32 protein-coding genes and 1 tRNA gene are annotated in these 21,635 nt (G+C 60.5%); 8 read left to right on the top strand and 25 right to left on the bottom strand.

Annotated features, from left to right (window positions below):
- Positions 1-12: 12 nt before the first annotated feature.
- The 21 genes from GA830_RS12135 to GA830_RS20410 form a co-directional block, all read right to left on the bottom strand.
- Positions 13-867 carry a head maturation protease, ClpP-related gene (locus tag GA830_RS12135; RefSeq protein WP_195162103.1) on the bottom strand — a complete coding sequence of 285 codons (855 nt, stop codon included), beginning with the start codon at positions 865-867 and terminating at the stop codon, positions 13-15.
- On the bottom strand, positions 864-2,060 hold the full coding sequence (locus GA830_RS12130) for a phage portal protein (protein ID WP_195162102.1): 1,197 nt from the start codon (positions 2,058-2,060) through the stop codon (positions 864-866). Before GA830_RS12130 ends, GA830_RS12135 begins: the two co-directional genes overlap by 4 nt.
- Positions 2,060-3,691 carry a terminase TerL endonuclease subunit gene (locus GA830_RS12125; protein ID WP_258045420.1) on the bottom strand — a complete coding sequence of 544 codons (1,632 nt, stop codon included), beginning with the start codon at positions 3,689-3,691 and terminating at the stop codon, positions 2,060-2,062. The genes GA830_RS12130 and GA830_RS12125 overlap by 1 nt, the downstream gene beginning before the upstream one ends.
- 61 nt (positions 3,692-3,752) lie before the next feature.
- Positions 3,753-4,247 carry a hypothetical protein gene (locus GA830_RS12120; RefSeq protein WP_195162100.1) on the bottom strand — a complete coding sequence of 165 codons (495 nt, stop codon included), beginning with the start codon at positions 4,245-4,247 and terminating at the stop codon, positions 3,753-3,755.
- Positions 4,248-4,334: 87 nt separating this feature from the next.
- Positions 4,335-4,649, bottom strand: a complete 315-nt coding sequence (locus GA830_RS12115; protein ID WP_210330832.1) for an HNH endonuclease — start codon at positions 4,647-4,649, stop codon at positions 4,335-4,337.
- A 159-nt stretch (positions 4,650-4,808) separates the two neighbouring features.
- The gene (gene nusG / locus GA830_RS12110; RefSeq protein WP_195162098.1) at positions 4,809-5,486 is read right to left on the bottom strand and encodes a transcription termination/antitermination protein NusG; all 678 of its coding nucleotides are present in this window, start codon (positions 5,484-5,486) and stop codon (positions 4,809-4,811) included.
- The gene (locus GA830_RS12105; protein ID WP_195162097.1) at positions 5,455-6,684 is read right to left on the bottom strand and encodes a hypothetical protein; all 1,230 of its coding nucleotides are present in this window, start codon (positions 6,682-6,684) and stop codon (positions 5,455-5,457) included. The genes nusG and GA830_RS12105 overlap by 32 nt, the downstream gene beginning before the upstream one ends.
- Positions 6,681-8,546 carry a DNA cytosine methyltransferase gene (locus GA830_RS12100; RefSeq protein ID WP_195162096.1) on the bottom strand — a complete coding sequence of 622 codons (1,866 nt, stop codon included), beginning with the start codon at positions 8,544-8,546 and terminating at the stop codon, positions 6,681-6,683. The genes GA830_RS12105 and GA830_RS12100 overlap by 4 nt, the downstream gene beginning before the upstream one ends.
- Positions 8,543-8,680: a hypothetical protein gene (locus GA830_RS12095; RefSeq protein ID WP_195162095.1), complete on the bottom strand. Its 138-nt coding sequence runs from the start codon at positions 8,678-8,680 to the stop codon at positions 8,543-8,545. The genes GA830_RS12100 and GA830_RS12095 overlap by 4 nt, the downstream gene beginning before the upstream one ends.
- Before the next feature lie 2 nt (positions 8,681-8,682).
- Positions 8,683-9,768, bottom strand: a complete 1,086-nt coding sequence (gene dnaN, locus GA830_RS12090; RefSeq protein ID WP_195162094.1) for a DNA polymerase III subunit beta — start codon at positions 9,766-9,768, stop codon at positions 8,683-8,685.
- Positions 9,765-10,130, bottom strand: a complete 366-nt coding sequence (locus GA830_RS12085) for a hypothetical protein (RefSeq protein WP_195162093.1) — start codon at positions 10,128-10,130, stop codon at positions 9,765-9,767. The genes dnaN and GA830_RS12085 overlap by 4 nt, the downstream gene beginning before the upstream one ends.
- On the bottom strand, positions 10,127-10,411 hold the full coding sequence (locus tag GA830_RS12080; RefSeq protein WP_195162092.1) for a hypothetical protein: 285 nt from the start codon (positions 10,409-10,411) through the stop codon (positions 10,127-10,129). The genes GA830_RS12085 and GA830_RS12080 overlap by 4 nt, the downstream gene beginning before the upstream one ends.
- Positions 10,408-10,716, bottom strand: a complete 309-nt coding sequence (locus GA830_RS12075; protein ID WP_195162091.1) for a hypothetical protein — start codon at positions 10,714-10,716, stop codon at positions 10,408-10,410. The genes GA830_RS12080 and GA830_RS12075 overlap by 4 nt, the downstream gene beginning before the upstream one ends.
- Positions 10,709-11,011 (bottom strand): hypothetical protein, encoded by a 303-nt coding sequence (locus GA830_RS12070; protein WP_258045419.1) that lies wholly within the window; start codon positions 11,009-11,011, stop codon positions 10,709-10,711. The genes GA830_RS12075 and GA830_RS12070 overlap by 8 nt, the downstream gene beginning before the upstream one ends.
- A complete protein-coding gene (locus GA830_RS12065) occupies positions 11,008-11,352 on the bottom strand; it encodes an HNH endonuclease signature motif containing protein (RefSeq protein ID WP_195162090.1) in 345 nt (114 codons plus the stop codon). Before GA830_RS12065 ends, GA830_RS12070 begins: the two co-directional genes overlap by 4 nt.
- Positions 11,349-12,497, bottom strand: coding sequence for an MT-A70 family methyltransferase (locus tag GA830_RS12060; protein WP_195162089.1), 1,149 nt, complete (start codon positions 12,495-12,497; stop codon positions 11,349-11,351). The genes GA830_RS12065 and GA830_RS12060 overlap by 4 nt, the downstream gene beginning before the upstream one ends.
- The gene (locus GA830_RS12055) at positions 12,497-12,826 is read right to left on the bottom strand and encodes a DUF2312 domain-containing protein (RefSeq protein ID WP_195162088.1); all 330 of its coding nucleotides are present in this window, start codon (positions 12,824-12,826) and stop codon (positions 12,497-12,499) included. Before GA830_RS12055 ends, GA830_RS12060 begins: the two co-directional genes overlap by 1 nt.
- On the bottom strand, positions 12,823-13,245 hold the full coding sequence (locus tag GA830_RS12050; protein WP_195162087.1) for a hypothetical protein: 423 nt from the start codon (positions 13,243-13,245) through the stop codon (positions 12,823-12,825). Before GA830_RS12050 ends, GA830_RS12055 begins: the two co-directional genes overlap by 4 nt.
- A gap of 5 nt (positions 13,246-13,250) precedes the next feature.
- Positions 13,251-13,742, bottom strand: a complete 492-nt coding sequence (locus GA830_RS12045; RefSeq protein ID WP_195162086.1) for a phage regulatory CII family protein — start codon at positions 13,740-13,742, stop codon at positions 13,251-13,253.
- 133 nt (positions 13,743-13,875) lie between these two features.
- Positions 13,876-14,262, bottom strand: coding sequence for a hypothetical protein (locus GA830_RS12040; protein ID WP_195162085.1), 387 nt, complete (start codon positions 14,260-14,262; stop codon positions 13,876-13,878).
- Positions 14,259-14,450: a helix-turn-helix domain-containing protein gene (locus GA830_RS20410; RefSeq protein WP_195162084.1), complete on the bottom strand. Its 192-nt coding sequence runs from the start codon at positions 14,448-14,450 to the stop codon at positions 14,259-14,261. Before GA830_RS20410 ends, GA830_RS12040 begins: the two co-directional genes overlap by 4 nt.
- Before the next feature lie 11 nt (positions 14,451-14,461).
- On the opposite strand from GA830_RS20410, the gene GA830_RS12030 reads away from it, so the two are divergent.
- The 8 genes from GA830_RS12030 (at position 14,462) to GA830_RS12000 (ending at position 18,381) form a co-directional block, all read left to right on the top strand.
- Positions 14,462-15,199, top strand: a complete 738-nt coding sequence (locus tag GA830_RS12030; protein WP_195162083.1) for an XRE family transcriptional regulator — start codon at positions 14,462-14,464, stop codon at positions 15,197-15,199.
- Positions 15,200-15,331: 132 nt separating this feature from the next.
- A complete protein-coding gene (locus tag GA830_RS12025) occupies positions 15,332-15,592 on the top strand; it encodes a hypothetical protein (protein WP_195162082.1) in 261 nt (86 codons plus the stop codon).
- An 85-nt stretch (positions 15,593-15,677) separates the two neighbouring features.
- Complete coding sequence (locus GA830_RS12020; RefSeq protein ID WP_195162081.1) at positions 15,678-15,902, top strand: hypothetical protein; 225 nt, start codon at positions 15,678-15,680, stop codon at positions 15,900-15,902.
- Positions 15,895-16,542: a hypothetical protein gene (locus GA830_RS12015; protein ID WP_195162080.1), complete on the top strand. Its 648-nt coding sequence runs from the start codon at positions 15,895-15,897 to the stop codon at positions 16,540-16,542. Before GA830_RS12020 ends, GA830_RS12015 begins: the two co-directional genes overlap by 8 nt.
- Positions 16,539-16,817 (top strand): hypothetical protein, encoded by a 279-nt coding sequence (locus tag GA830_RS12010; protein ID WP_195162079.1) that lies wholly within the window; start codon positions 16,539-16,541, stop codon positions 16,815-16,817. The genes GA830_RS12015 and GA830_RS12010 overlap by 4 nt, the downstream gene beginning before the upstream one ends.
- The gene (locus GA830_RS20405; protein ID WP_374939266.1) at positions 16,772-17,137 is read left to right on the top strand and encodes a helix-turn-helix domain-containing protein; all 366 of its coding nucleotides are present in this window, start codon (positions 16,772-16,774) and stop codon (positions 17,135-17,137) included. The genes GA830_RS12010 and GA830_RS20405 overlap by 46 nt, the downstream gene beginning before the upstream one ends.
- The gene (locus tag GA830_RS12005) at positions 17,023-18,171 is read left to right on the top strand and encodes a tyrosine-type recombinase/integrase (RefSeq protein ID WP_374939321.1); all 1,149 of its coding nucleotides are present in this window, start codon (positions 17,023-17,025) and stop codon (positions 18,169-18,171) included. Before GA830_RS20405 ends, GA830_RS12005 begins: the two co-directional genes overlap by 115 nt.
- Positions 18,172-18,304: 133 nt before the next feature.
- Positions 18,305-18,381: transfer RNA gene (locus GA830_RS12000), tRNA-Pro, on the top strand.
- A 47-nt stretch (positions 18,382-18,428) separates the two neighbouring features.
- On the opposite strand, the gene GA830_RS11995 is transcribed toward GA830_RS12000, so the two are convergent.
- From GA830_RS11995 to plsX, 4 genes are all read right to left on the bottom strand, one after another.
- Complete coding sequence (locus GA830_RS11995) at positions 18,429-18,977, bottom strand: MerR family transcriptional regulator (protein WP_195162077.1); 549 nt, start codon at positions 18,975-18,977, stop codon at positions 18,429-18,431.
- Positions 18,978-19,084: 107 nt separating this feature from the next.
- Complete coding sequence (locus GA830_RS11990; RefSeq protein ID WP_195162076.1) at positions 19,085-19,417, bottom strand: integration host factor subunit alpha; 333 nt, start codon at positions 19,415-19,417, stop codon at positions 19,085-19,087.
- 107 nt (positions 19,418-19,524) lie between these two features.
- Positions 19,525-20,496 carry a beta-ketoacyl-ACP synthase III gene (locus tag GA830_RS11985; protein ID WP_195162075.1) on the bottom strand — a complete coding sequence of 324 codons (972 nt, stop codon included), beginning with the start codon at positions 20,494-20,496 and terminating at the stop codon, positions 19,525-19,527.
- Between the two features lie 6 nt (positions 20,497-20,502).
- Entirely contained in the window at positions 20,503-21,564 is a 1,062-nt protein-coding gene (gene plsX, locus GA830_RS11980; RefSeq protein ID WP_195162074.1) for a phosphate acyltransferase PlsX, read from the bottom strand.
- Between the last annotated feature and the right edge of the window lie 71 nt (positions 21,565-21,635).

The following is a 21,635-nucleotide window of genomic DNA, read 5'->3' as shown; positions in this document are numbered from 1 at the left end:
GATGGTTCCTTATTAAGCCCGCGCGAGCTTCAGTCGCGCTAGAGCAAGGGTCAGGGATGTGCTGTCGTCGACAGCGGCTTCGCCAGCGCCCGGCTTGGCGGGATCGAAGGCAGCGCTCGGCATGCCCTCGACAATCTCTTTCATAAGCTTGCGGCGCTCAGAGCGCGGCACAGGCTTGCCGGAGGCCAGCGCGGCTTCCAGTCGGTACAGTGCGGAGGTGGAATTGCTGACCTCGGCTGGCTCGACATCGAAATCAGCAGTGGTGTCAGCGAATCCTTTGTCGACCGCGCCTTGGCCGGCAAGCCAAGTTTCAGCGTCGAGCATTTCTTTGATCTCATCGACCTTGTTTCCGGTGCGCTCAGCATACATTTCAGCGGCAGCCTGATCGAAAACAGCCATGATCTCACCGGTTTCGTTCATGACGTGCCGGTCACCGGCTGCCACCCACTGTGTGTTGTGGATCATCATGAAGCCGAGTTTTGCTATCTGGATTTCGTCTGCTGCCATAGCAATGACAGATGCCGCCGAGGCAGCTATGCCAAGGATTTGCACCGTCACCCTGGAGGGATGCGCGCGGAGCATGTTGAAGATCGTGACGCCTTCGAAAAAGTCGCCGCCAGGAGAATTAATCTGGACGGTAACGGGCTTGTCGCCAATCTGACGAAGGGCTGCAGAAACCCGTTTGGCCGTTACTCCTTCTCCGGTCCACCAATCGTAGCCGATCACGTCAAGAATGGTGATGACATCAGACCCATCCGAAGCCGCTGCCTCGACGGGTCGATACATTCGCGCGGCTTTTTCCGTGAGGTGGATGGAGCCGGTCAGGCCATCCGGGCACCGAAGCTCCGGCAATTTGCGAAGGCTCATTGGCCTGTCTCCTTTCCAGCGTCAGCAATCGGGACGTTCTGCATTTGGGTGCGGTTCTCATCGCCGCCGACGACACGCGGCAGACCTTCGAGCCTGCGGACCTCGTTGATCGTCATGACGCCAGCCTGAAGAAGCGCGGTGTAGAATGCAGCGCGCGCCTGGCTGTCACCGCGCAGCAGGTCTTCATAGTTAAAGCGGACCTTGAACCGTCGGCGCTCTTCCGGCGTCATGATCCGTTTGGCTATGGCCTTTTCGATGCGCTTCAGTTGCGAGCGGAGGCCAAGATTGAGCCAGCTCTGCATGATCGCAGAGACGCCGGTTCCCCACATCGTCTGGCCTTCGCCGGCATGCCCGATTATGATCGGTGGAACGCCAAGCCAACGGCAGATTTCCTCTACGTTGAAACGGCGATTCATAATCAGCTCGGCATCGCGCGGCGTGATATTCACAGCCTTGAAATCGACCCCGGCTTCCAGAATGCCCACCCCAGGTGCGTTAGGGCCGGAGTACCTATCTGCAAAGTTCTTCTTCGCCTGTTCGCGTTGTTCCTGCGACAACTGGTTCGGGAATGTGAAGAATCCCTTCGCCCGCATTCCTTTGCCGAACATCTGTCCGGCTGCGCGTTCCGACGCTATCGAAGTCCCGATTGTCTGCCGCGCATAGGAGACCGGTGACATACCGACATCACCGTCGCCAAACGCCTTGAGGTGAAAGACCTTCTTTTCCGGCAGCACAATGGTCTTGCCGCGATCATTGAAACTGTATCGCAGGTCGCCGGATTTGAGCCGCTCGACACTCGTGTCAAACGGCATCGGATTGAGTGCAATCAGTCGGTCGCCCTGAAACACCTTCTCTGCGAAACCATTGCCAGAGGTGCAGAGACCTAGAACGCGACCTTCCCAAAACTCGATAGATGTCTGATCCGCGTTCGGAGCCTCATCGAGAAGCTCCTGCAACGGGTGGTCTGCCACACGGACACGAGCGCCATCAGCCCGACGCTCCATAACCTCCAGCGACAGGCTGGCGATTGTCTGTGCCGTCACGCGTGTGCAGGCCCAGAATGCCGACAGGTTAAGCGCGCCATGTGTCGAGACGGTTTCTCCTGACCATGTGTCGCCACCGTCGAAATATTCATAGAGATCGCTGTCACGCGCGGTCAGTTTTCGGCCAAATATGCGGTTCCAGAGGCCCATCAGACGAAGACCGCGTTGGAGATAACATCGCTCATGTCAGTGGCCCTCACGGCTTCCGGGTTCCAACTCATCAAAATTGCGGCGCAAAGCATCGCAATGACCGGGTCGATCTTGGTCCGGCCTGCTGCTTGTTTGGTGGCCATATTGCCGTTGCCCTTGACCTCAATTTTGACGTTGCCGACCGACCACGACATCATTGAGGATCCGTCATGGCTTGCCGTGCGGTCGCTGAGTTTGTGTTCCAGACCCCACAGCGCCGGCGACAGGGCCGGCCCCTGGCGCAGGCGGTGAAGCATCAAGTCGGAAATCTTTTGTAATGCGAGCGCGTCGACGAATGTCGCGATGTTATTGGGGTCGAATCCGACCCCGTTCTTTTCAGGCATTAGCCCGGCCTCACGGACCTTTGCAGCTATTGCAGCGATGCGCGTAACGTATTCGGTCGCGCTGCAAAAACTCAATGAGCCTTCGGCCTCGAAGTCTCGCAGTCTCGGGGCGATTTCCTTCCGGACGTCCAGGACTTTGGGATGCGCAAAAGCGTGGCACCAAATGAGCCAATGACGCGTCACCTTCTCGCGTCCTATGACACAGACGCCAAAAAGATCGTCCATGCCGCCGCCATCGGCGCCCACCACAGCGACCTCCGAACGCTCGATCAGGGATTCCAGCGTCAGCGTTTTGTCGGCGCAATCGTTCCAATATTCAGCGCCGCGCCAGCCGTCGCCTGCCAGGCCGACGCCGATCTCAATGTTGAGATGCTGGCTTGCCCATATCTGCTCGGCTTCGGCGTTGACCATGCCATTGTTCTCATAGTCCGCCACGAGACGCTGCGGATCGATTGAACGGTTGATGTTTGGAAGCAGAAGCTCCCAGTGGTTCTGATCGCGCCAATAGCTCTGATCGCGCTGCAGCTCCGGTGGAAACTCGTATAGAACCGGCAGCAGGATTGGGTTCGCTCCGGCCTTGCCATCTCGAATGGCACGAGCCTTTTGCAGTTCCGTTCTCCAGATCCCAGCCGGCTGTTCATCCGACTGCGTCGTGATCATCAGCAACTGGCCACCTTGCATGGTAATGCCGCCGCCCCGGATCTGCTGCATTACGGCTGCGGCTTTGGATTTCTTCCCCAGCTCATGCACCTCGTCGATAATGGTCAGGATGGGGATTTCGCCGGTGACAATCGTCGTGTCGAAGCTCTTCACGTCGAGCTTCGTGCCCGTCTTGCGCCGCGTAATACACTTGAGATGATCCTGAATGTTGAAGATCGCCTTGAGACGCTCGTCGAGGCGGATCATGCCCTGCGCCTGGTCGAAGCACCGTTCCGAAATGTTCTGGCTTGGCGCCACGATCAGCATCTGACCGTTCGGAGCTTCCTCCATGTACAGAGCGGTAAGGCCGAGACCAGCGACGTAGGTGGTCTTAGAGTTCTTCTTTGGAACCATGCAAAGCAGTTCCACAACAAGTCGCTGCTTCGTGTCAGGATCCTCGCTGGCGAGGAATGCGCAAAGAATTTCGCGAAACCAGTCGCCGCATGCCTCTGCCATCGTCGGCGTGCCAGGCACATCAGGAAGCCGCAGACGGTTGAAGAATGCCAATGCCTTCGCAGCACGCGCGGCATTGAGCGGAACGTCCGCCATCGGCATCTGCCCTGCCTGGATGCGTGCCCACCAATCTGGGCACGCGAACCGCGGCAGTGGATCAGTGAGTTGCATTCTGTGCAGCCGCTTCGCGTTCAAGGTCCGCCATCAGGTCAGCATCGGCATCCACTGCGCGCTGCGCATCGACTGCTTTCTTGCCAAGACGGTCCCGTGCTTGCGTTCCGTCCGCCTCGACCGGCTTCGCCCCCATCGTCCGCTCAATCTCCATCAGGTCGTTGCGGTCGAGCAGACGCCCGAATTCGCGCAGCGCACCCACGTTGCCAGCCTCCGCCATTTCCCAAGCCATCTCGATGCGCCTGGCCTCCAGCTGATCGCGCGCAGTTTCTCGCTGGCGGAGTTCATAAAAATAATACTTGTGAAGCGTCGGCAGAGTGATGCACAGCGCACCTGAAATGCGTGGGTTTGTCCAGCCGAGCGCGACTAACATACTGACCCGCCTACGAGTTTTGGGCGACACCTCATGCGGTGGCCGGCCTCGGCGGGTCGGAACATCCACCCAAGGATTGCCGAAGAGGTCAAAAACAACATCGGCCATGAAAAAAATCCCTGAATGAGGGGGACACGGGTCTGGGAGGTGGAGGGGTTGTGAACATTTGACCGCCCCCCTATCCATGTGGAAGGCTCAGTACCAGACGCCACGCGTTTGAAGGGTCGACTGTTCCGCCTGTTGCTTGCCCTTGTCATGGCAGCGCTTGCACAGGCATTGGAGGTTGGTTTCATCCCAGAAGAGATCGACGTCGCCGCGATGCGCCTTGATGTGATCGGCGACCAGCTGCGACGAGTCGTGCTCAATGCGACCGCAACCTGTCATCTGGCACGTGAACAGATCGCGCACCAGCACGCGCCACCGAAGCTTCTGCCAACGCGCTGTCTTGTACCATGCGCGCCACGGGCCGCCCGTATCATGGTGACGGGAGCGATCCCGGTCCAAACCCATCAGTGATTTCCAGACATAGCTTGCGCACTGGGCCTGAGTCGCAAGCCGCTCGGCTTGCATCAGGCCAGGGCCGGGAGGAGCTCTGTCGCACGTTGCGATGGCTACTCTGTTCGGAAGCTTTCGCTTCACGGTCCCCAGTCATCCTATGGGTTAGATTCGCTAATCCGATTCTTCCAGATGCGCAAGCTTCACGTCGACGGTGAACTCCCTTCCGAAAAGCCATGTCCGCACGCGCGCTGCCCTGCCCTTGGCATATCCTTCGATCACTCCTTTGAACTCGGCATAGGCCCCGACATTGATCTGCACCTGCGATCCGACCTTCAGCCCCGTTGGCGTGTTGCGTTCATCGAAGGCGCCAGCCTGTGCCAAGTCCATGAAACCATTCATTTCCCGGTCCCCGATCGGGTGCGGCTGGTCGCCCCCGCCGATCAGGGCATAGACATCGCGCACGCGTAGCAGTCCGGCAAAGGCGCGGATGCTCGGCACCAGATTGACGAACACCAGCCCCGACAACACTGGCTTGTGGACAACCTTGCGTGCGCTGGTTCGCCTGGACACAGAAACTTCCTTCACCGGCACCACCGCATCGACACGCGCATCCACCAGCCCATCACGAATCGCTATCTCGCCGCGTGCCCCGACCCGCAGGGCAAACCAGCGGCGCGCGCCTTCTATGTCTTTCGTCGCAGCGTCCAGCAATCCGGCTTCCATCGTCCGTTCCGCCACCGCCTTCGCGCTTGCCGCATAGGCACGGTCCAGCTTGATCGGCTCTCCCGCCCGGTCCAGCCAGACGCGTTCGACACCATCATTCAGCCGCTTCACGTTCATCGCCATCATTGCCTTTTGCCTCGTTTAGCGCCTGCACCGCTGCCTCAATTCCGCTCACTGGCCCGCCAGCCGGGAAGTACACAACCCGCAAGGCACCGGGGTCAGGCAGCCACGGCCAGCCCTGCTCTTCATGCGCGCTGCGCCAGTCCTCGAAGATCGTCGAGCCGACAGGCACCGGCTCCATCAGCCCGGCCAGATGCTGCAGCGCTGCCGCCACGGTAGTCCCCTGCCGGTGTGCAGCCCGTTCGTGCATCGCGTTGATGGCGGGGTAGCCGCTCTTGACCTGCTTTTCGCGCGCCAGATCGGCCTCGCTCATCCGCCCCGTCTCAACCATCGAGCGCTCAAACGATGTCAGATGCGCCCGCACTGTCGGCCCTGCCAACAGACCGGCAATGCGCCCCGCCATCCACATCGGCCCGAAGGGCGGCGCCAGCACGACAGTTGGTGCTGCAGCCTCGGCAGGCTCGGGCACCTCAGCCCACAGCCGCAGGCGAAAATAGGTCGAGGGTGCCGGCGTGTGCGTCTTGCTTTGCGCTTTCAGCAACGCCAGCCAGTGCGGGAACATGCGTGCCGCGTCCGCCCTGTCCTGCACCGAGAGGTGGTGCCACATTTTCAGCGCCGGCTCTTTCGGCATGCCGGCAAAGCCCGGCCAGTCCTTCAGCAAGGCCCAGCCCTCGGCATCGATCCGTTTTGTGTCTTCCCGGCCCTCGCGCCCGCGCTCTCTCTCAATGGAGGGATCAAGGGAGGGGTCTGTAGGGGTTGGTGGACTCCCATTGTCACCCTTAGCCGTCTCCGGTGTCACCCTATCTGGGCCTGTTCTGTCACCCTTGGCGTCGCCATTTAAGGGTGACTGGGTGTCACCCTTAAATTCATCGGTGTTGTTGTGCTCACTGGACTCCGCATAGGCATCCCAACCGGCCTTGCTGATGGCCGAGAGCACGTCGAGGTCGAGCGCATACTCATTGGTCGAGCGTCTGCCCTGCCCGCCGGCGCGCACCAGCGAAAGCAGCCCGATGGAGAGGAATGCCTTGAGCTCGCGTTGCACCTGCCGGTCGGAACATTGCGCCGCCTTGGCCACGGTGGCGATGGCGGGGAAGATCCGGCTTCCGTCATCCTCGCAGGCGTCGATCAGCTTCAGGAGCACTAGCTTGCGGATACAGGTACCCATATCGGCGCGGAAGCCTGCACCGAGAAGAAACGCGCTCATTCCGCCGCCTCACGCGCTGCAGTCAGATGGCCGCAATTGGCAGCGACAAGTGCCTCGGCCAAAGGCGGACAGACACTGTTGCCACAGCATGAACCCTGCACGGTTGCCGTGATCGGGCTGCCGTCCGGCCTTCTGTCGATGATGTAGCTTTCGGGAAAGCCCTGCGCCCGGAACCGTTCGCGCGGGGTCAGCATGCGCATTCCAATATCGGCGATGGCATAGCTCTGCCCGTCGATCTCGACGGTCACGGGTGGCGCGGAGGCCAAGTCGCCCGACAGACAAGCGGAAACGAGCCCGAAGCGATCCTTCGTCGTGTCGGTGCGCAGCGGGCCATCGGCTTCCTGCCCGATCCCGTTGCCGTAATAGGTCGCGAGAAACGGCGCGATCAGTGCTGACTTGTTCACCTTGGCGGTGTCGGTGTGTGTCGGCTCGTCGAGTGGGTGCCCGACCGAGGTTCCAAACTGGCGCATCATATGCGCCGCAACGACTGCCTGTTGCGCACCGGCCTGGGTGATCGTGGCAACAGGCCGGTCGGCAGGCTGGCCGGGATTGACGCCGCCAATGCGTCGACTGTCATTGTTGTGCTGCGCCATGAAAGCCGCGACGACACCGAATTTCGGCGCACCAGCAATCACCGTATCGACCGGCTCGTCGGCCCCGCTGCCAACCCCGTGTTGTGTGAAGCGCGACAGATGGACTGCACCGAGCGCGTGATTGCCGCTGATCGTCCCGGTTCCGACAGGCTCGTCGGCGTGCCTGATGCCAGGGCCCCAGCGTTTCACACCTTTTGGCGAGATTTCGCCATGAGCCGTTTCAACAAGGACAGGCGCCACCACACAGCCGTCAGGCTTTGCCGTCATCGTGCCGGTGGGCTCGTCACCACCGCGCGGCGCGCTTTGCCCAGCCCTGCCACCGCAGCCGACGAAGGACGGCACCACGACGCCCAACGGGGCCGAGCCACCCGGGCGCTTGATGTAACTGTTGGCAGTCACCGTCGCCAAGGGCTGGTCTATGCCATGCCCGGTCGAGTTCGACTGGAATTTCACGATAAACGGCTTTTTCGCATCCAGCACGTAGCGCACCACGCCGCGCGCGATACGGCGCATGGTGGCTTCGGCCAGAGGGCGCACAGCCCGAAGACCGTAGAGCCGCATGATTTCCTCGGACGTGTCGAAGATTGACGGGCACGGAAGCGACCAGTCGATAATTTCCGCCGCGGTGCGATAGGGTAGCAGTTTGCCAGCGCGAATGTGCTTCGCATCGTCCGGCTTCTTCGGGTCGCCATGCGAACGTTTCGGCCACACAATCGGCAACCCGTCGCGCCGCGCGATCATGAAGAACCGTTTGCGGATTGTCGGCGCACCATAATCGCAGGCGCGCAATTCTCGCCATTGCACCTTGTAGCCAGCCTTCTTCAGCCGCCGCGTCCAGTCCTCGAATGTTTGCCCACGCAGTTCAATGATCGGCTTGCCGTCGTTGCCCAGCGGCCCCCAGGTGACGAACTCCTCGACATTTTCGAGGATGATGACATCAGGTCTCACCTCCTCGGCCCAGCGCACCACCACCCATGCGAGATCGCGAATGTTGCGATCCATGGGCTTGCCGCCCTTGGCCTTGGAAAAGTGCTTGCAGTCAGGCGATGCCCAGAACAACCCAACCGGGCGGCCTCCGGTCACTTCGCGGGGCGACACATCCCAGATGTTTGAATCGAGGTGCATTGTCGCCGGGTGGTTCACCGCATGCATGGCAAGTGCATCGGCGGAATGATTGATGGCGATGTCCGGCGAGCGGCCGAGTGCCATCTCGATACCGGTTGAAGCACCGCCTCCGCCTGCAAATGAATCAATGATCAGCGCCATCATTCCGCCCTTTCCGCTACCGGCGCAAAAGGATCCGCCTCAGGCACTTCGCCGAAGAATGCCCATGCCAGCACGGCAATGCCGATGGCGGCGATGAACAGTTCAATCCGGAAGATTGTGCGTTCCTCATGGTCCATGGCTAGACCCTCATTGGCATCTGGACGATGCGCAGCGTGTCAGCTTCGCAAGTCATGAGCGCAGGGGTGGCGGCGATCTCGGAGGTAGTGGAAAACGTCACCGTCTCGCCGGTGAACATCGATAGGCTGTCGATCAGATAGTTGAAGTTGTATCCAACACCGCTGAAGTTTTGATCGAGAATGGTGCCGGGGAGCTTTTCAGTGCATGAGAATTCACCGCGTGATCTAGCCGACAGTTCGAGGTCTCCGTCATCCCCCTTCGATATCTTAACAGCGCGCCCGGAATTGATGGCGAACGCCGCAACGCGCCGCAAGATTTTCAGGGCTGCCACCCGGTCCAGACTGAAAACAGGTCTTGCCTCTTTTGGAACAACGCGCTCGATATCGGGATAGGTTCCGCCAATCAGTTTGCTGATGAATTCCAGCCCGTCGAACTCAAAGCGCGCCAGCCGGTCGCCGAACGTAACCGCCTTGGGCTCCTGCTTCCGGGCAACCAGCAGATGCGCCATCTTGCGATGAACGATCTTGCCCTCGGCACCGTCTATGATGAATGGGAGCGCCTCCACGGCAAGCCTATGGCCGTTAGTCGCCACGACATGCTGGACGCCATCAAATGTGCGGAACGAAAACCCATTAAGGGAGTAGCGAGTTGCTTCCGTAGATGCTGCAAACATCACACGCCCGACTGCCGCCGCCAGTCCAGCATTGCCAGTCTCTGTGTGGGGTGACCCGTCCGGCATTTCCGGCGCGTCGGGAAAGTCGGTGGCGGGCAGCGATACTAGCGAATAGGCGCTGCCATTAAATTTGACTGACGCAAGGCCCTCGGCTTCACCAATGGTAACCGTTTCATCGGCATCGATATGCTTGGCAAGGTTCGAAAGCTGCCGCACATCAACTGCGGTCGAACCCTTCATTTTTCCAGCGGTCGGAAGTTTCACCGAGGCATGGATATCAAGGTTCGTGACTGCAATCTTTCCGCCGCCAATTCGCGCGCAGCCCAGAACGGGGATAGTGTTTCGCGGTTCGGCCACTCCGGCGATTGCGCGAAATGCGGATTGCAAATTGCCTGCTGTCGTTTCGAGATTCATAGGGTGTCGCCTTTTGCTGGAGGGTGGTCAGGGTCGCGCCTCTCCCGTTTGCCGCGATCAAGCGCGCTTTGACCCGGCAGCGGATCGCCGAACACGCGTCCCGTCAGGTCGCGCTTATCGCGCGCCGGGCGTTCGCCGAGCCGCGCGTCAACATCGGCGCGGATGCGCCAGTCGGTCGCTTCGCGCAAAATGTCGTGGGCATGGGGAAAGGCCATTTTCTCGGCGCGCAGATTGCGCACTTCGGCTGCCTGCCGTTTGGCGCGCACCCGTGCGAGAAATTCCTTCGTATAAATGCTGTCCGGCACAAACGGGTCATCCGCTTCACGCTTGCGTGCCTTGTCGGGAGGAAACACATGCTTCATGCGCCCGCCCCCATTGCAAAAGCAGCAAAGGCAGACCGTGCCTGGTCAAACATCGGGTCGCGCAATAGCCCGTCCGGCGCGCGCACCGCGTGCCAGCAGGCACGCCTTATGTCGATGTAGAACTGGCCCTGTGCAAAGCCCGAGCGTTGGCAGGCTTCCTCAAACACCGTGCGGTATTTCATCAACACCGCATCAGGCACCTGCAACAGCACCTGTGCCCGGTCACGGTCGCTGTCCGCGTCCATCATCTGGCGGATGATCGGAAGCCTGGTGTCCATCATGATCGCACCTGCGTTTCACGTGCGCCAGACACTGTAACAGGCTGTTCTGTTAGGGTTTTCGCAATGACGCGCCGAGTCACGCGCCGCCGCTTGTCACGCTTGAAATACCTGTGAGGGTCAAGCCGCAGCAGATGGCAGATCAGCAGGTAGTTTGCTGCCGAAAGCGGCTTGGCATTGCAGGCGCGCGACAGCATCGCCTTGTTCAGTTCCGGCCATTCAACAACGGCGCGCGTGAACGAATAGCAGAGCACCGCAAGCCGCTTGTCGACCGCATCTGCAAACAGGTTCCAGCGTATCTCAGCCAAGCGCCTGTCCCCCGTGGGTAAGTACGACGCCGTGGTCGCCGGGATGGTGGCCAAGCACGGCCCACAGCCGCACCCGTGGTTCAGCGCTCTCCAGCCGGCCCATCCAGGCAAGGTCCATCTGTACCGCAGTCACACCGGCAAGCCGCCGCAGCCGGTCGCGCTCGCGGCGGCTGTCGGCCTGAAAGCTCCGCCGCCCCGGTTGCGCGGCCATCCGGCACCGCGCGCGCAGGAAAAGCCGCAGCATTGCCGTCGAAAAATTAGGGCGCATATCGGCCGGGCCGCAGTCGCGCGTCATGGCAAAGCCCCCTCGACCTTGCGCTCACGCGCAGCCCTGTCGCGGCGCTTCTGGTTTTCACCGTGGCTCACCATTTCAAGATGGTCAGGATTGACGCACAGCCGGTTGCGGCACTTGTGATCGATCTGCTTGTTGCCGGGCACGAATCCGTACTCGTTCACAAAACTCACCTTGTGCGCTGCAACCGTCCGGCTATTGAGTTTCATGCGTGGATATCCGCCGCCGCGTCCCGTGCCGCTGTCGGCCAGCGTCCACAGCCAGCACGGCGTGGCAAAGCCGGCATCGACAATCGCGGTGCTTGCCATGATGCGTTGGCGGATTTCGTCGCGGCGGGAAGTCATGCCTTAACCTCGCCAGCCTCAAAGCCCCACGCATCCCAGCCGGGACGCGGTGCACGGCAAAACATTTCCAGCTTGGCAATCCCGGGATAAAGCCGCTCAATCTGCTCAGCGTAGAAGTCAGGCTTGGTGGAATGACCCGAGACCGGGTGGTCGGTGCATTTCTGCGGCTGGGTTCCGGGCAAAGGCGCGACGGCCTTGCCCCGCGTACCGATCAGCAGCAACTCGAGATTGTCGAATGACCAGTATCCGGTACCGAGCTGTGCGCCGGGATAGACCTTTTTCCAGCCCCAGAACGACTTGAAGTCGAAACCCCAGGCTTTCAGGCAGCCGATGCCATTGGCCAGATCCGTGACCCAGAGGAAAAGCACTGCGTCGCGTGAGGCCGGGCAGCCCAGCGCAAAAATGTCGTCGAGATCCATCGTGGGATAATGGTTCTCGGCACTTTTATTTCTCCCCGTGGTTTCCGAATAGACCGGAAACTTCCATGGCGGGTCGGCATAGATGACTGAAAAGCTAGGCCCGCTTTCCTCGCCACGCCACCAGATCGGCGCGCTCGCGCTGCCCTTCTCAGCCACCATGTCCATGTGCGCCAGCCGCACCAGGTGCCGTGCCTTCTGGTCATCGGCGCGAAGATTCTTGGCAACCTTGATCAGCTCGCGGCGGTTTTCCGATTCAGGCATGAAGGCGGTCTTGATCGTCTTGCGCACCGGCTGCTTCACGCCGTCGCGGCCTTCAACATCTTCATGGTGGCTAATTTCGCCACCATCTACGAGCGTTTTGCGCACCGATTGGACAGTTGAATGATGCACCCCCAGCATCGCGGCAATGGCGCGCGACGATATCGACGGAGTGTCGCGCAGCTGGTCGGCAATCACCGCCTGTTTCTGCGCCGTGGTCAGGTGCCGGCGTGCAAAATTCAGTTCGCGCGAGAGTGTCCGCTTGTCGGTTTCCGAAAGCCCCTTGCGCACGAAGCGCGGCCAGTCGACCAGCCCAAGGCTTTCGCAGATCTCCACACGGTGATGCCCGTCGATAATCGCGCCGGTCTCGTCATACTCAACAGGCACCAGCACGCCATGCGCGATGATCGAGGCTTCAAGCGATCCAAACTCTTCGGCTGAGAGACGCGGCAGCAGCTGGTACTTCATCACGCCATCCCCAGCGCGGCTTTGTAGAGATCGAGGATTGCTTCCGCTTCCTGCCGCTCTGCCTCGTCCATTTTGCGCAGCTTGATGACCGCCCGCACGGCCTTGGTGTCGAAGCCCATGGCCTTCATTTCGGCAAAGATTTCCTTGCGGTCATCGCTCAAGGCGTCGATGTCTTCCTGCACCCGCTCGACCCGCTCGATGAACGCACGCAACTGGCCGACGGCCACAGCCTGCGGCCCGCTCGCAGCTTCATCCTCTTCCCGCAGCTTTGCGCCGGGGCGTTCCCGCGCCGGCCCACGCGAGCTATAGGGATCGTACTCGTCGCTCATGCGCCGGCTGCCTTCGGTTTGAGCTGCCTGCCCTGTTGCCGCCAGCCGTCAAGAATCTTCACCACCAGCGGTTCTGAAAGGCGAAGGCGTCGCGCGATGGTGTCGGTGGAAAAATCGCCGGCCAGGCACAGCGTCGCGCGCACCATCTCGTCCAGATCGCGGTCACCGGAGCCCTCATTCATGCTGATGCGCGCAGCAAATGCAGCGTCGAACAGCATCTGCGCAAAAACCGTGGGCTTGTAGCCGCGCTGCAGCGCTTCGGCGGCGAGCCGTTTATGCGCCTGCGGCGGCAAGGTGAGCGTCATTGGCACTTTGTTCATGCCGCCTCGCAGCGGGCAAAGGCGCGCCTGCAATGGCCCCTGCGTGTTCCACGCGTCGCGCAAAAGGGTGATTTCATCAGTGTTCCAGGTGGCATTCATCGGCGTCACCCCACCTGGCCGACGACGGAGAGCCCGCCGGCGCCACGCGCGGAAGCCGCCGCCTTGCGCAGTCCACTGGCGGTCTCGATCAGCGCCGCGCAATGCCGGTCGATTGCCACCGCCTCGACTGGCGTCACCCTGCCATCGGCAAAGGCAAGAGCGCTCGCCTGCACCAGCTCGGCAAAGCTGCGTGTCACCTCGGCATGATGCGAAAGGATGGAGGCGGCATCGCCGGTTTCGCCGTCCCGGTCAGTCAGCCGTCGCCCGCGATTATGCGCCAGCGCCTCGGTCACGAAATCCCGGCCGCATTCGGTTTCCAGCCGGTCCAGCGCATCGAGCGGCATCAGCTCGGGGCTGTCGCCATTATACCAGCGCCCCACCGCGCTCTTGGAATAAGAGGCAATCTCTGCCGCGCGTTCCACCCCGCCACAGGCGGCGATCAGATCGCGCTGCGCGGCTTTCAGGCGAAAATGGCGACTGTTGGCATTGGGCACCATGGCGTGTTCCTTCGAGACAAAAGCTTTCCCGCGCCGGGAAAACCCGGCGTCGTTTCCCGTGGCGGGAATGGTTTTTTCGATTCAGTATCGGGCGGTGAAATGCTTCACGGAGGCCCGCATGGATAAGCACACATCAACTGCCCTCCTCGCCATGGCGGTTGCGCGCCAGCCGCGCCGAAAGCGGCACTTCGGTCAGTTCACCCCGATCAGCGATGGCGCGTGCCAGGACGCCGAGCCCGATTGCTTCTGCCCGCGCGCTGGCCAGTTGGCCGACAATCCCGGCAATGCTCATGCGCTCATGCGCAGCGACTGCCGAAAGCAGGATCATCACCGCATCGGAAACAACAACCGCGCCGGTTGCGCGAGGGCTCGCATCCGGCGCGGTACGCACCTCCCCCGCTTGCACGGGGCAGGATTCGAAAAGGGTGCCTCCCGGGCGCTGAGCCCGGAAGGCTGCGCGGTCGGGCTCTTGGGAAGCCAGCGCAACGGGTCTCATGGTTTGCACATCGGCAGCGCTCATTGGGCTGCCTCGGAATCCGGCAATGCGCGACCCCGCTCTTCAAGCTGGCGCAGAAGGATGAGCGCTGGGCCCTTTGTTGGGGGTTCGGCCTCCCATTTGGAAACAGTTGAACGATCGACTCCGCAATAGGCACCGAGCTGATGCTGGGTCCATTTTAACTCCTCGCGAAGATTTCTAACGTCGATCATGGAGTGAGAACGTGCATAACGCACATCAAGATGTCAAGTCGAAACGCACACCGGTAACGTGCTTTTTGCACACCATGACCTATGATGACCGCCCAGATCCCGCAATCCGACTTCAGGAAGCTCGCGAAAAGCGTGGGTTTGGAACCGCGAAAGATGCCGCCAAATTCTTCGGGTGGAACTACGAAACTTATGCCCAACATGAAAACGGTACGCGAGGCATTGGCCGAGCCGCAGGCAAGTACGCGATAGCGTTTCGTGTCAGCGAAGCCTGGCTGCTGACTGGCGAAGGAACGAGCCAATCAACTGAAATCCCAATCATGGGATATCTAGGTGCTGGCGCCGAAGTCGAACCTGACTATGAACAAGTCCCTCCTGAAGGACTGGATCAAATCGACATTCCCTTTCCCCTCCCCGCCGAGATGATTGCGTTCAAGGTTCGCGGCGAATCGATGCTGCCCGTTTTCAAGGATGGCCACGTCATCGTTGTATATCGGGAACAGAAAAAGCCCATCGAATCCTTCTACGGCGAGGAAGCAGCTGTGCGCACTGTCGATGGAAAGCGTTTCATCAAGACGATCATGCGCGGCCAGGATGGATCCGTAAGCCTTTTCTCCTGGAACGCGGCGCCGATAGAGAACGTCCACCTCGACTGGGTTGGTGAGATTTTCGGCACATTTCCGCAAACATCACTCCGCAAGGTTGCACGTCAGGGCGGAGTTCAAGGTCAACTGCGACTGAAAACCGCCTGACGCACGACAGTACCCCAAAGAGAAGGCTCTCAATAGTCTTCAAAGTGTGCGTTTCGCACGTTTTTTATTGACAGGGATGTGTGCGTTATGCACATTCTCTTCCAATCGCAATCTCGCGATGGAGCAAGACCCATGTTTCATTCTCAAGCCGACCCCGAAACGATTGCTGCCGCCTATGCGGCTGTTGCGCGTGAACGCGCGGCAAAAAAGAAGCCGCTTCCGCCGCTGACCGAACGCCTGGCCGAGGCCATGTTGGAAATCACCGGTGCCGGCCAGATCGTCGACTTCCAGTCGCTCGCCTTACGCGGCTTCCTGCGCGCCGAACTGACCGACGACAACATCGCCAAAGCCCGCGACAAGGCCAATGCCCGCGCAGTGCGGCAGGTATCTTGACGATGGGCACCCTCCAGGATGTGCTTTCCGGCGTGGCGATGGTCACCTTCCTGACCGTCGTCACCGCATGGCTCTCGGTGCTGGCATGAGCGACCGGTGTGAAAACTTCCCAGGCTGCGCCTGCGGCGATGCCTGTGAAATCCAGCGCCTTCTGGCACGCCAGCGCTACGGTGTGGTCGACCTCATTTTGGTCGCATCGCTTCTGGCGCTGGCGCTGTTTTCCGCCGTCGTTCTGCTCGACGCCACCCGCCCAGCCACCACGCCGGCGCCTGCTGCGTTCTCATGCACGGAGGCCAGTGGCCATGGCTGATCATCCCATTCTATTCACCGGCCCGATGGTCCGCGCCATTCTCCGCGAGATCGAGCAGCCAGGCACAGGCAAGACGCAGACCCGGCGCGTGCTAAAACCACGGCCACCAGAGGGCGCGCGCTACGCCGGCATTCATTACGCCCGCAACGAGCCCGATAGCCACTTCTTCGACGCGCCGGGCGGCCCTGCCAAGGTACCGGCGCGGGTTCAGGAGGGCGACCGCCTTTGGGTGCGCGAATGCTTCAAGCCGGTTCACTCGGGGAATCGTTCCAGCGGTGCGAAGTATCGCGGCGATGTCGCATGCGATGAAACATCGTGGAAACCAAGCATTCACATGCCGCGTTGGGCTTCGCGCATCACCCTGTCGGTCACCGCTGTCCGCGTGCAGCAGCTGCACGAGATTAGCGAGGAAGACGCGACAGCTGAAGGCTGCTTCCGAGGTGTAGCCACCGGGCGCGTATTCCACGACGCGACTGCGATGCGGTTGGGCGGCGACGAGTGGTCCAGCGCTCGATACTGGTTCGCAGATCTCTGGGACAGCATCAACGCGCGCCGGGGTTTCAGCTGGGATGAAAACCCATGGGTGGTTGCCTACACCTTCAGCCCGATCCTCGCCAACATCGACGCGAGCGCGTCATGACCATTGCGCACCACGAAAACCGCAACCAGGTCACCTGCGATACCTGCCCGGCCAGCTACCCCAACACCTATGCCGCCGATGACTGGAGCGCCATGATCGCCGACGCCAAGGTGGCGGGCTGGTCCATTCGCAAAACAATGCCGGCAGCACTTGATCGCGATACCAGCGATCTGTTCGGCGCCGCTCCGCGCATGGCCGGCAGCGACAAGCCGCAGACCCACATTCACACATGCCCAGACTGCGCCAAGGCGCAGCAGAAAGGCCCGCTCCTATGACGATTGAGGGTCCACCACCGCCTTTGCTGACACCTGAAGAGGCCGCGCGCACGCTTGGCATTGGAGAAGACACCTTGCGCGAAATGCGCCGATCTGGCGAATTGCCATACATCAACATCGGGCGGGGCAAGAAGCGCGAGACACCGCGCTACGATCTTGAAGACCTGCTTGCCTGGAAATCCAGGAGAAAGAAGGTCGCATGCCCATCTTCATCAGAAAGGAAACACGCGACAGCGTCTATTCCTACGACTTCCAGTTCCGTGGTCGCAGATTTTCGGGCAGCACTGGAAAAACGTCGAAGCGCGAAGCACAGCTTGTAGAAAAGCTTCGACGTGAGGAAGCCAAAGCGGCGTTTGACGAGGAGCGGGCGGCATTCTCGCCGGAGATAACAATCGAGGCCGCTGCCGCGCGCTATTGGGAAGAAGTAGGGCAGCATCATCGAAATGCCGCGACCACGCTGTGGTCGCTGGAATGGCTGATCGCACATTTTGGTCGCACGACAATGATGCATGACATCAGCGAATCTAAAATAGCATCGATGGTCGCCAAGCGCCGGGGCGAGCTTGTGCCCTCTCGTCGCAAGCCAGGCCGCATTTATTCGACGCCGGAGATCCGCAAGCGCATTTCACCCGCCACGGTAAACCGGACAGTCACCCAGCCCCTGCGCGAAATCATGATACGTGCGGGCAAGACATGGGGCTCCAAGGTGCAGGCTGTTCGCTGGGCCGACCATCTTTTAAAAGAGCCCCAGGAGCGTGTACGCGAGGCCCGACCTGACGAGGAAGGCGCGATCATGCACCGGCTCGAGCGCGGCTATGATGTTGCGGTCGAGTTTGCGTTCATCACCGGGTGCCGGCGCATGGAAATCGTCGGCCTGGAGTGGTCGAGGGTGGACTTTTTTGGACGACAGATCACGGTTTTGGGCAAGGGCGGGCGTTCGCGCGTCATCCCTATGACAAAAGCCCTGTTCGAACTTCTGTGGGCGCAGCAGGGCCACCACGCGACACGTGTTTTTACCTATGTGGCGAAGCGAACCGTAAAGCACAGCGGCCGTGAACTACATCGAGGCAAGCGCTATGCCGTCACCGATTCGGGACTCAAGAGCGCAATGCGTCGCGCCATCGACAACGCCAACGTTCAGAACTTCCGCTTTCATGACACGCGCCACACAGCTGCCACACGGGTGCTGCGAAAGAGCAACCTCCGCGTCGTCCAGGAGCTGCTTGGCCATCAGGACATTGCGACGACAACCAAGTACGCGCATGCCATGAAGGAAGACGTGCGCGATGCGATGGAATCCGCAGCAATGCCGGTCGCACACCCGGCCTTGGCAAAAGGCCGGAACGTATCCTGAACATCCGTGGGACTTCTTGTGGGACTTTTTACCGGCAGAGGCCCACAGACCCCCAAAATGATCGGCTTCTGTTCTTTAGCGCCATATTAGCCCTTGCACGAAAACCCCTTGTTCTCTAAGGCTTCCCCCGGCTCGGAGCGTAGCGCAGCCCGGTAGCGCACTTGACTGGGGGTCAAGGGGTCGTGGGTTCGAATCCCGCCGCTCCGACCAAAATTCCCCACCGGATATTCGTGTAACGGACGGCTTTTCAGCCCTGCTCACCGCACCTGATCGAGCAGCCGTTTGCATTCCAGCAGATCAAACAGCGCTTCTTGCAGGAGCGCGCGGTTGTCGCGGGTCAGTTTGCTGGCGCCGGGTTGCACCGGGCCTTCGTCGTCGGCTTTTCCAAGTCCGAAGAAGCGGCGGTTTGGCTTGGCGCGGGCCTCGCCGACCAGCATTTCGTCCTCAGGGCCGCGTGGCTGGGCGGCCGGCGTCAGCGGCTGGGCTGCTTCGGCCTGCTTGCGCTGGGTGATGGCTTCCATGGCATGGACATCGCCGCTGCCCACCGCGATGAGGAAATGATTGCCGTTTTCGCGCAGCAGTTTTTGCACGCCCTTGATCGTATAGCCCTGATCGTACAGCATATGGCGGATGCCCTTGATCAGTTCGACATCCTGGGGCCGATAATAGCGGCGGCCGCCGCCGCGCTTCATAGGCTTGATCTGGGTGAACCGGGTTTCCCAGAAACGCAGCACGTGCTGCGGAAGATCGAGATCTTCGGCGACCTCACTAATAGTGCGGAATGCGTCGGGAGATTTGTTGTCCATGGAACCTCTCCGCTGGGCCGTTCACCGATGCGCGATGGGCTGTTGGCGAATCGTCAGCATTTCAACGCTAAATGGGGTGCTTTTCAAGCCCGGCAGCCAAGGTGGGTTCAGCCTACCTGTTTTTTAGCAACCTTTTTGCTCGCCTGATGCGAACGCAGGATACGGCTTTTCAGTACATTTGATGCCTTGAAGGTCATCACGCGGCGCGGCAGGATCGGCACTTCCTCGCCGGTTTTTGGATTGCGCCCTATGCGTTCGTTCTTGTCGCGGACATGAAAGGTCGCGAAAGACGACAGCTTTACCGTCTCTCCACGCACAATGGCGGAGCAAATTTCATCAAGAACGGTTTCAACCAGTTCGGCGGATTCTGTGCGGGATAGCCCAACCTTGCGGTATACCGCCTCGGCGAGGTCGGCGCGCGTCAGTGTCTTTGCCCCCATGCGACCGTCCACATCCTTAAAAAACACAATCGAAACAAGCCGCGACGTTAGAAAATTGGTTCGCCAAGGTCAAGGACCGCAGGACGAATCAACCGCTGATAAGCGTATTACCAGCGCAGCAGCACCGCGCCCCATGTAAATCCGCCGCCCATGGCCTCCAGAAGAACCAGATCGCCACGCTTGATGCGACCATCTTCTACTGCAACGGCAAGTGCGAGTGGTACCGAGGCGGCGGACGTATTGCCGTGCCTGTCCACCGTAATGACGACCTTCTCCTCAGCAATGCCAAGCTTTTTGGCCGACGCGTCGATGATGCGCTTGTTGGCCTGGTGTGGCACGAACCAGTCGAGATCCTCGGCGGTTATAGCGGCATCCCAAAACGTCTTCTCGATCACGTCGGTGATCATGCCGACCGCGTGTTTGAAGACCTCGCGACCTTCCATGCGCAAGAAGCCGACTGTCTTGGTGGTCGAAGGCCCACCATCAACATACAGCTTTTCCTTGTGTGATCCGTCAGAACGCAGACTGGTGGCCAGAACGCCCCTGTCTGCAACTGTCCCCTCGCCCTCCGCCGCCTCCAGCACAAGCGCACCGGCGCCGTCGCCAAAAAGCACGCAGGTCGAGCGGTCACTCCAGTCCAGAATGCGCGAAAAGGTTTCCGAGCCGATGACCAGCACGCGTTTGGCCAGCCCGCCGCGCACGTAGAGATCGGCAGTCGTCACCGCGTAGACAAAGCCCGAGCAGACAGCCTGCATGTCAAATGCAAAGCCATGCTTCATGCCCAGCCGGTGCTGGATTTCCACGGCAGTGGCAGGAAACGTGTTGTTGGGGGTCGATGTTGCCAGAATGATGAGATCGATATCAGCAGGCGTCAGCCCGGCATTGTCGAGGGCCGCGCGCGCTGCTGCCTCGCCAAGCGATGCCGTCGTCTCGCTGTCATCGGCGATGTGACGCTGGCGAATGCCTGTGCGCTGGGCAATCCATTCATCAGACGTCTCGACCATGTCCTCGAAATCGGCGTTTTTCATAATGCGCTTTGGCAGGGCCGAGCCAACTCCGCGCACAATAGATCTGATCATGTGATGCTATTCCTGTTCGTCACCGGGCACGGCAGGGGTCGTAGCCACTGGCCGGCGCGCATGGAAGGTGTCGAGATCGCTTTTGATGCGCTCGATGATCTTGTAACGCGCCATGTCGTAACCGAGTTCAACGGCGGCGGCGAAACCTTCTTCATCTGCACCGCCGTGGCTTTTGACTACAATGCCGTTGAGGCCAAGAAATACACCGCCATTGGCTTTGCGCACATCCATTTTCTCCCGCAGCCTTTGGAAGGCGTCGCGCGCGAAAAAATAACCGATCTTTGCCATCAACGTGCGGCTCATGGCGGCGCGCAGATATTCACCGATCTGGCGCGCCGTGCCTTCCGCGGTCTTGAGCGCAATGTTGCCGGCAAAGCCTTCTGTCACCACCACATCGGTGGTTCCCCTGCCAAGGTCGTCGCCTTCAACAAACCCGTGATACTCCATCGATGGAAGTTCGGCGTCGCGCAACAGCTGCCCAGCCTGCTTCACCTCCTCTTGGCCCTTGATTTCTTCCACGCCGACGTTGAGGAGGCCGACGGTCGGGCGGTCAACGGCCAGTACGGCACGCGCCATGGCTGCGCCAAGAATGGCAAAATCCACCAATTGATGAGCGTCGGCACCAATGGTCGCGCCCACATCAAGCACGACGCTTTCGCCGCGTACCGTGGGCCAGAGCGCGGCGATGGCCGGGCGATCAATGGCAGCCATAGTGCGCAGGCAAAACTTTGACATCGCCATCAACGCGCCGGTGTTGCCGGCCGAAATGCAAACATCGGCCTGGCCGTTCTTCACCGCTTCGATGGCCTTCCACATCGACGATTTCCAGCGTCCATGGCGCAAGGCCTGGCTCGGCTTGTCGTCCATGCGCACAGAAATCTCGCAATGAGTGAAGACGCTGACAGCAGTAAGCTTCGGCAATTGGTCGAGCACCGGGCGAACAACCGCCTCCTGGCCGAAAATCTGGAACCGCACATCCGGACGCCGCTCCACGACCTTGAGTAGAGCCGGAAGCAAGACACTCGGGCCAATGTCACCGCCCATGGCGTCGATGGAAATTCTAATCACGCGGCAATCATCTCACTGGGTTCGGCTCGTCTGGTCAAAGCCTGGCGGAAAATAGCGGTTTTGGCGTTCGG

It is taken from the genome of Mesorhizobium sp. NBSH29 (assembly GCF_015500055.1).
In the GTDB taxonomy this organism is placed as follows: domain Bacteria; phylum Pseudomonadota; class Alphaproteobacteria; order Rhizobiales; family Rhizobiaceae; genus Neomesorhizobium.
This window is presented reverse-complemented; position numbering and strand designations above follow the sequence as displayed.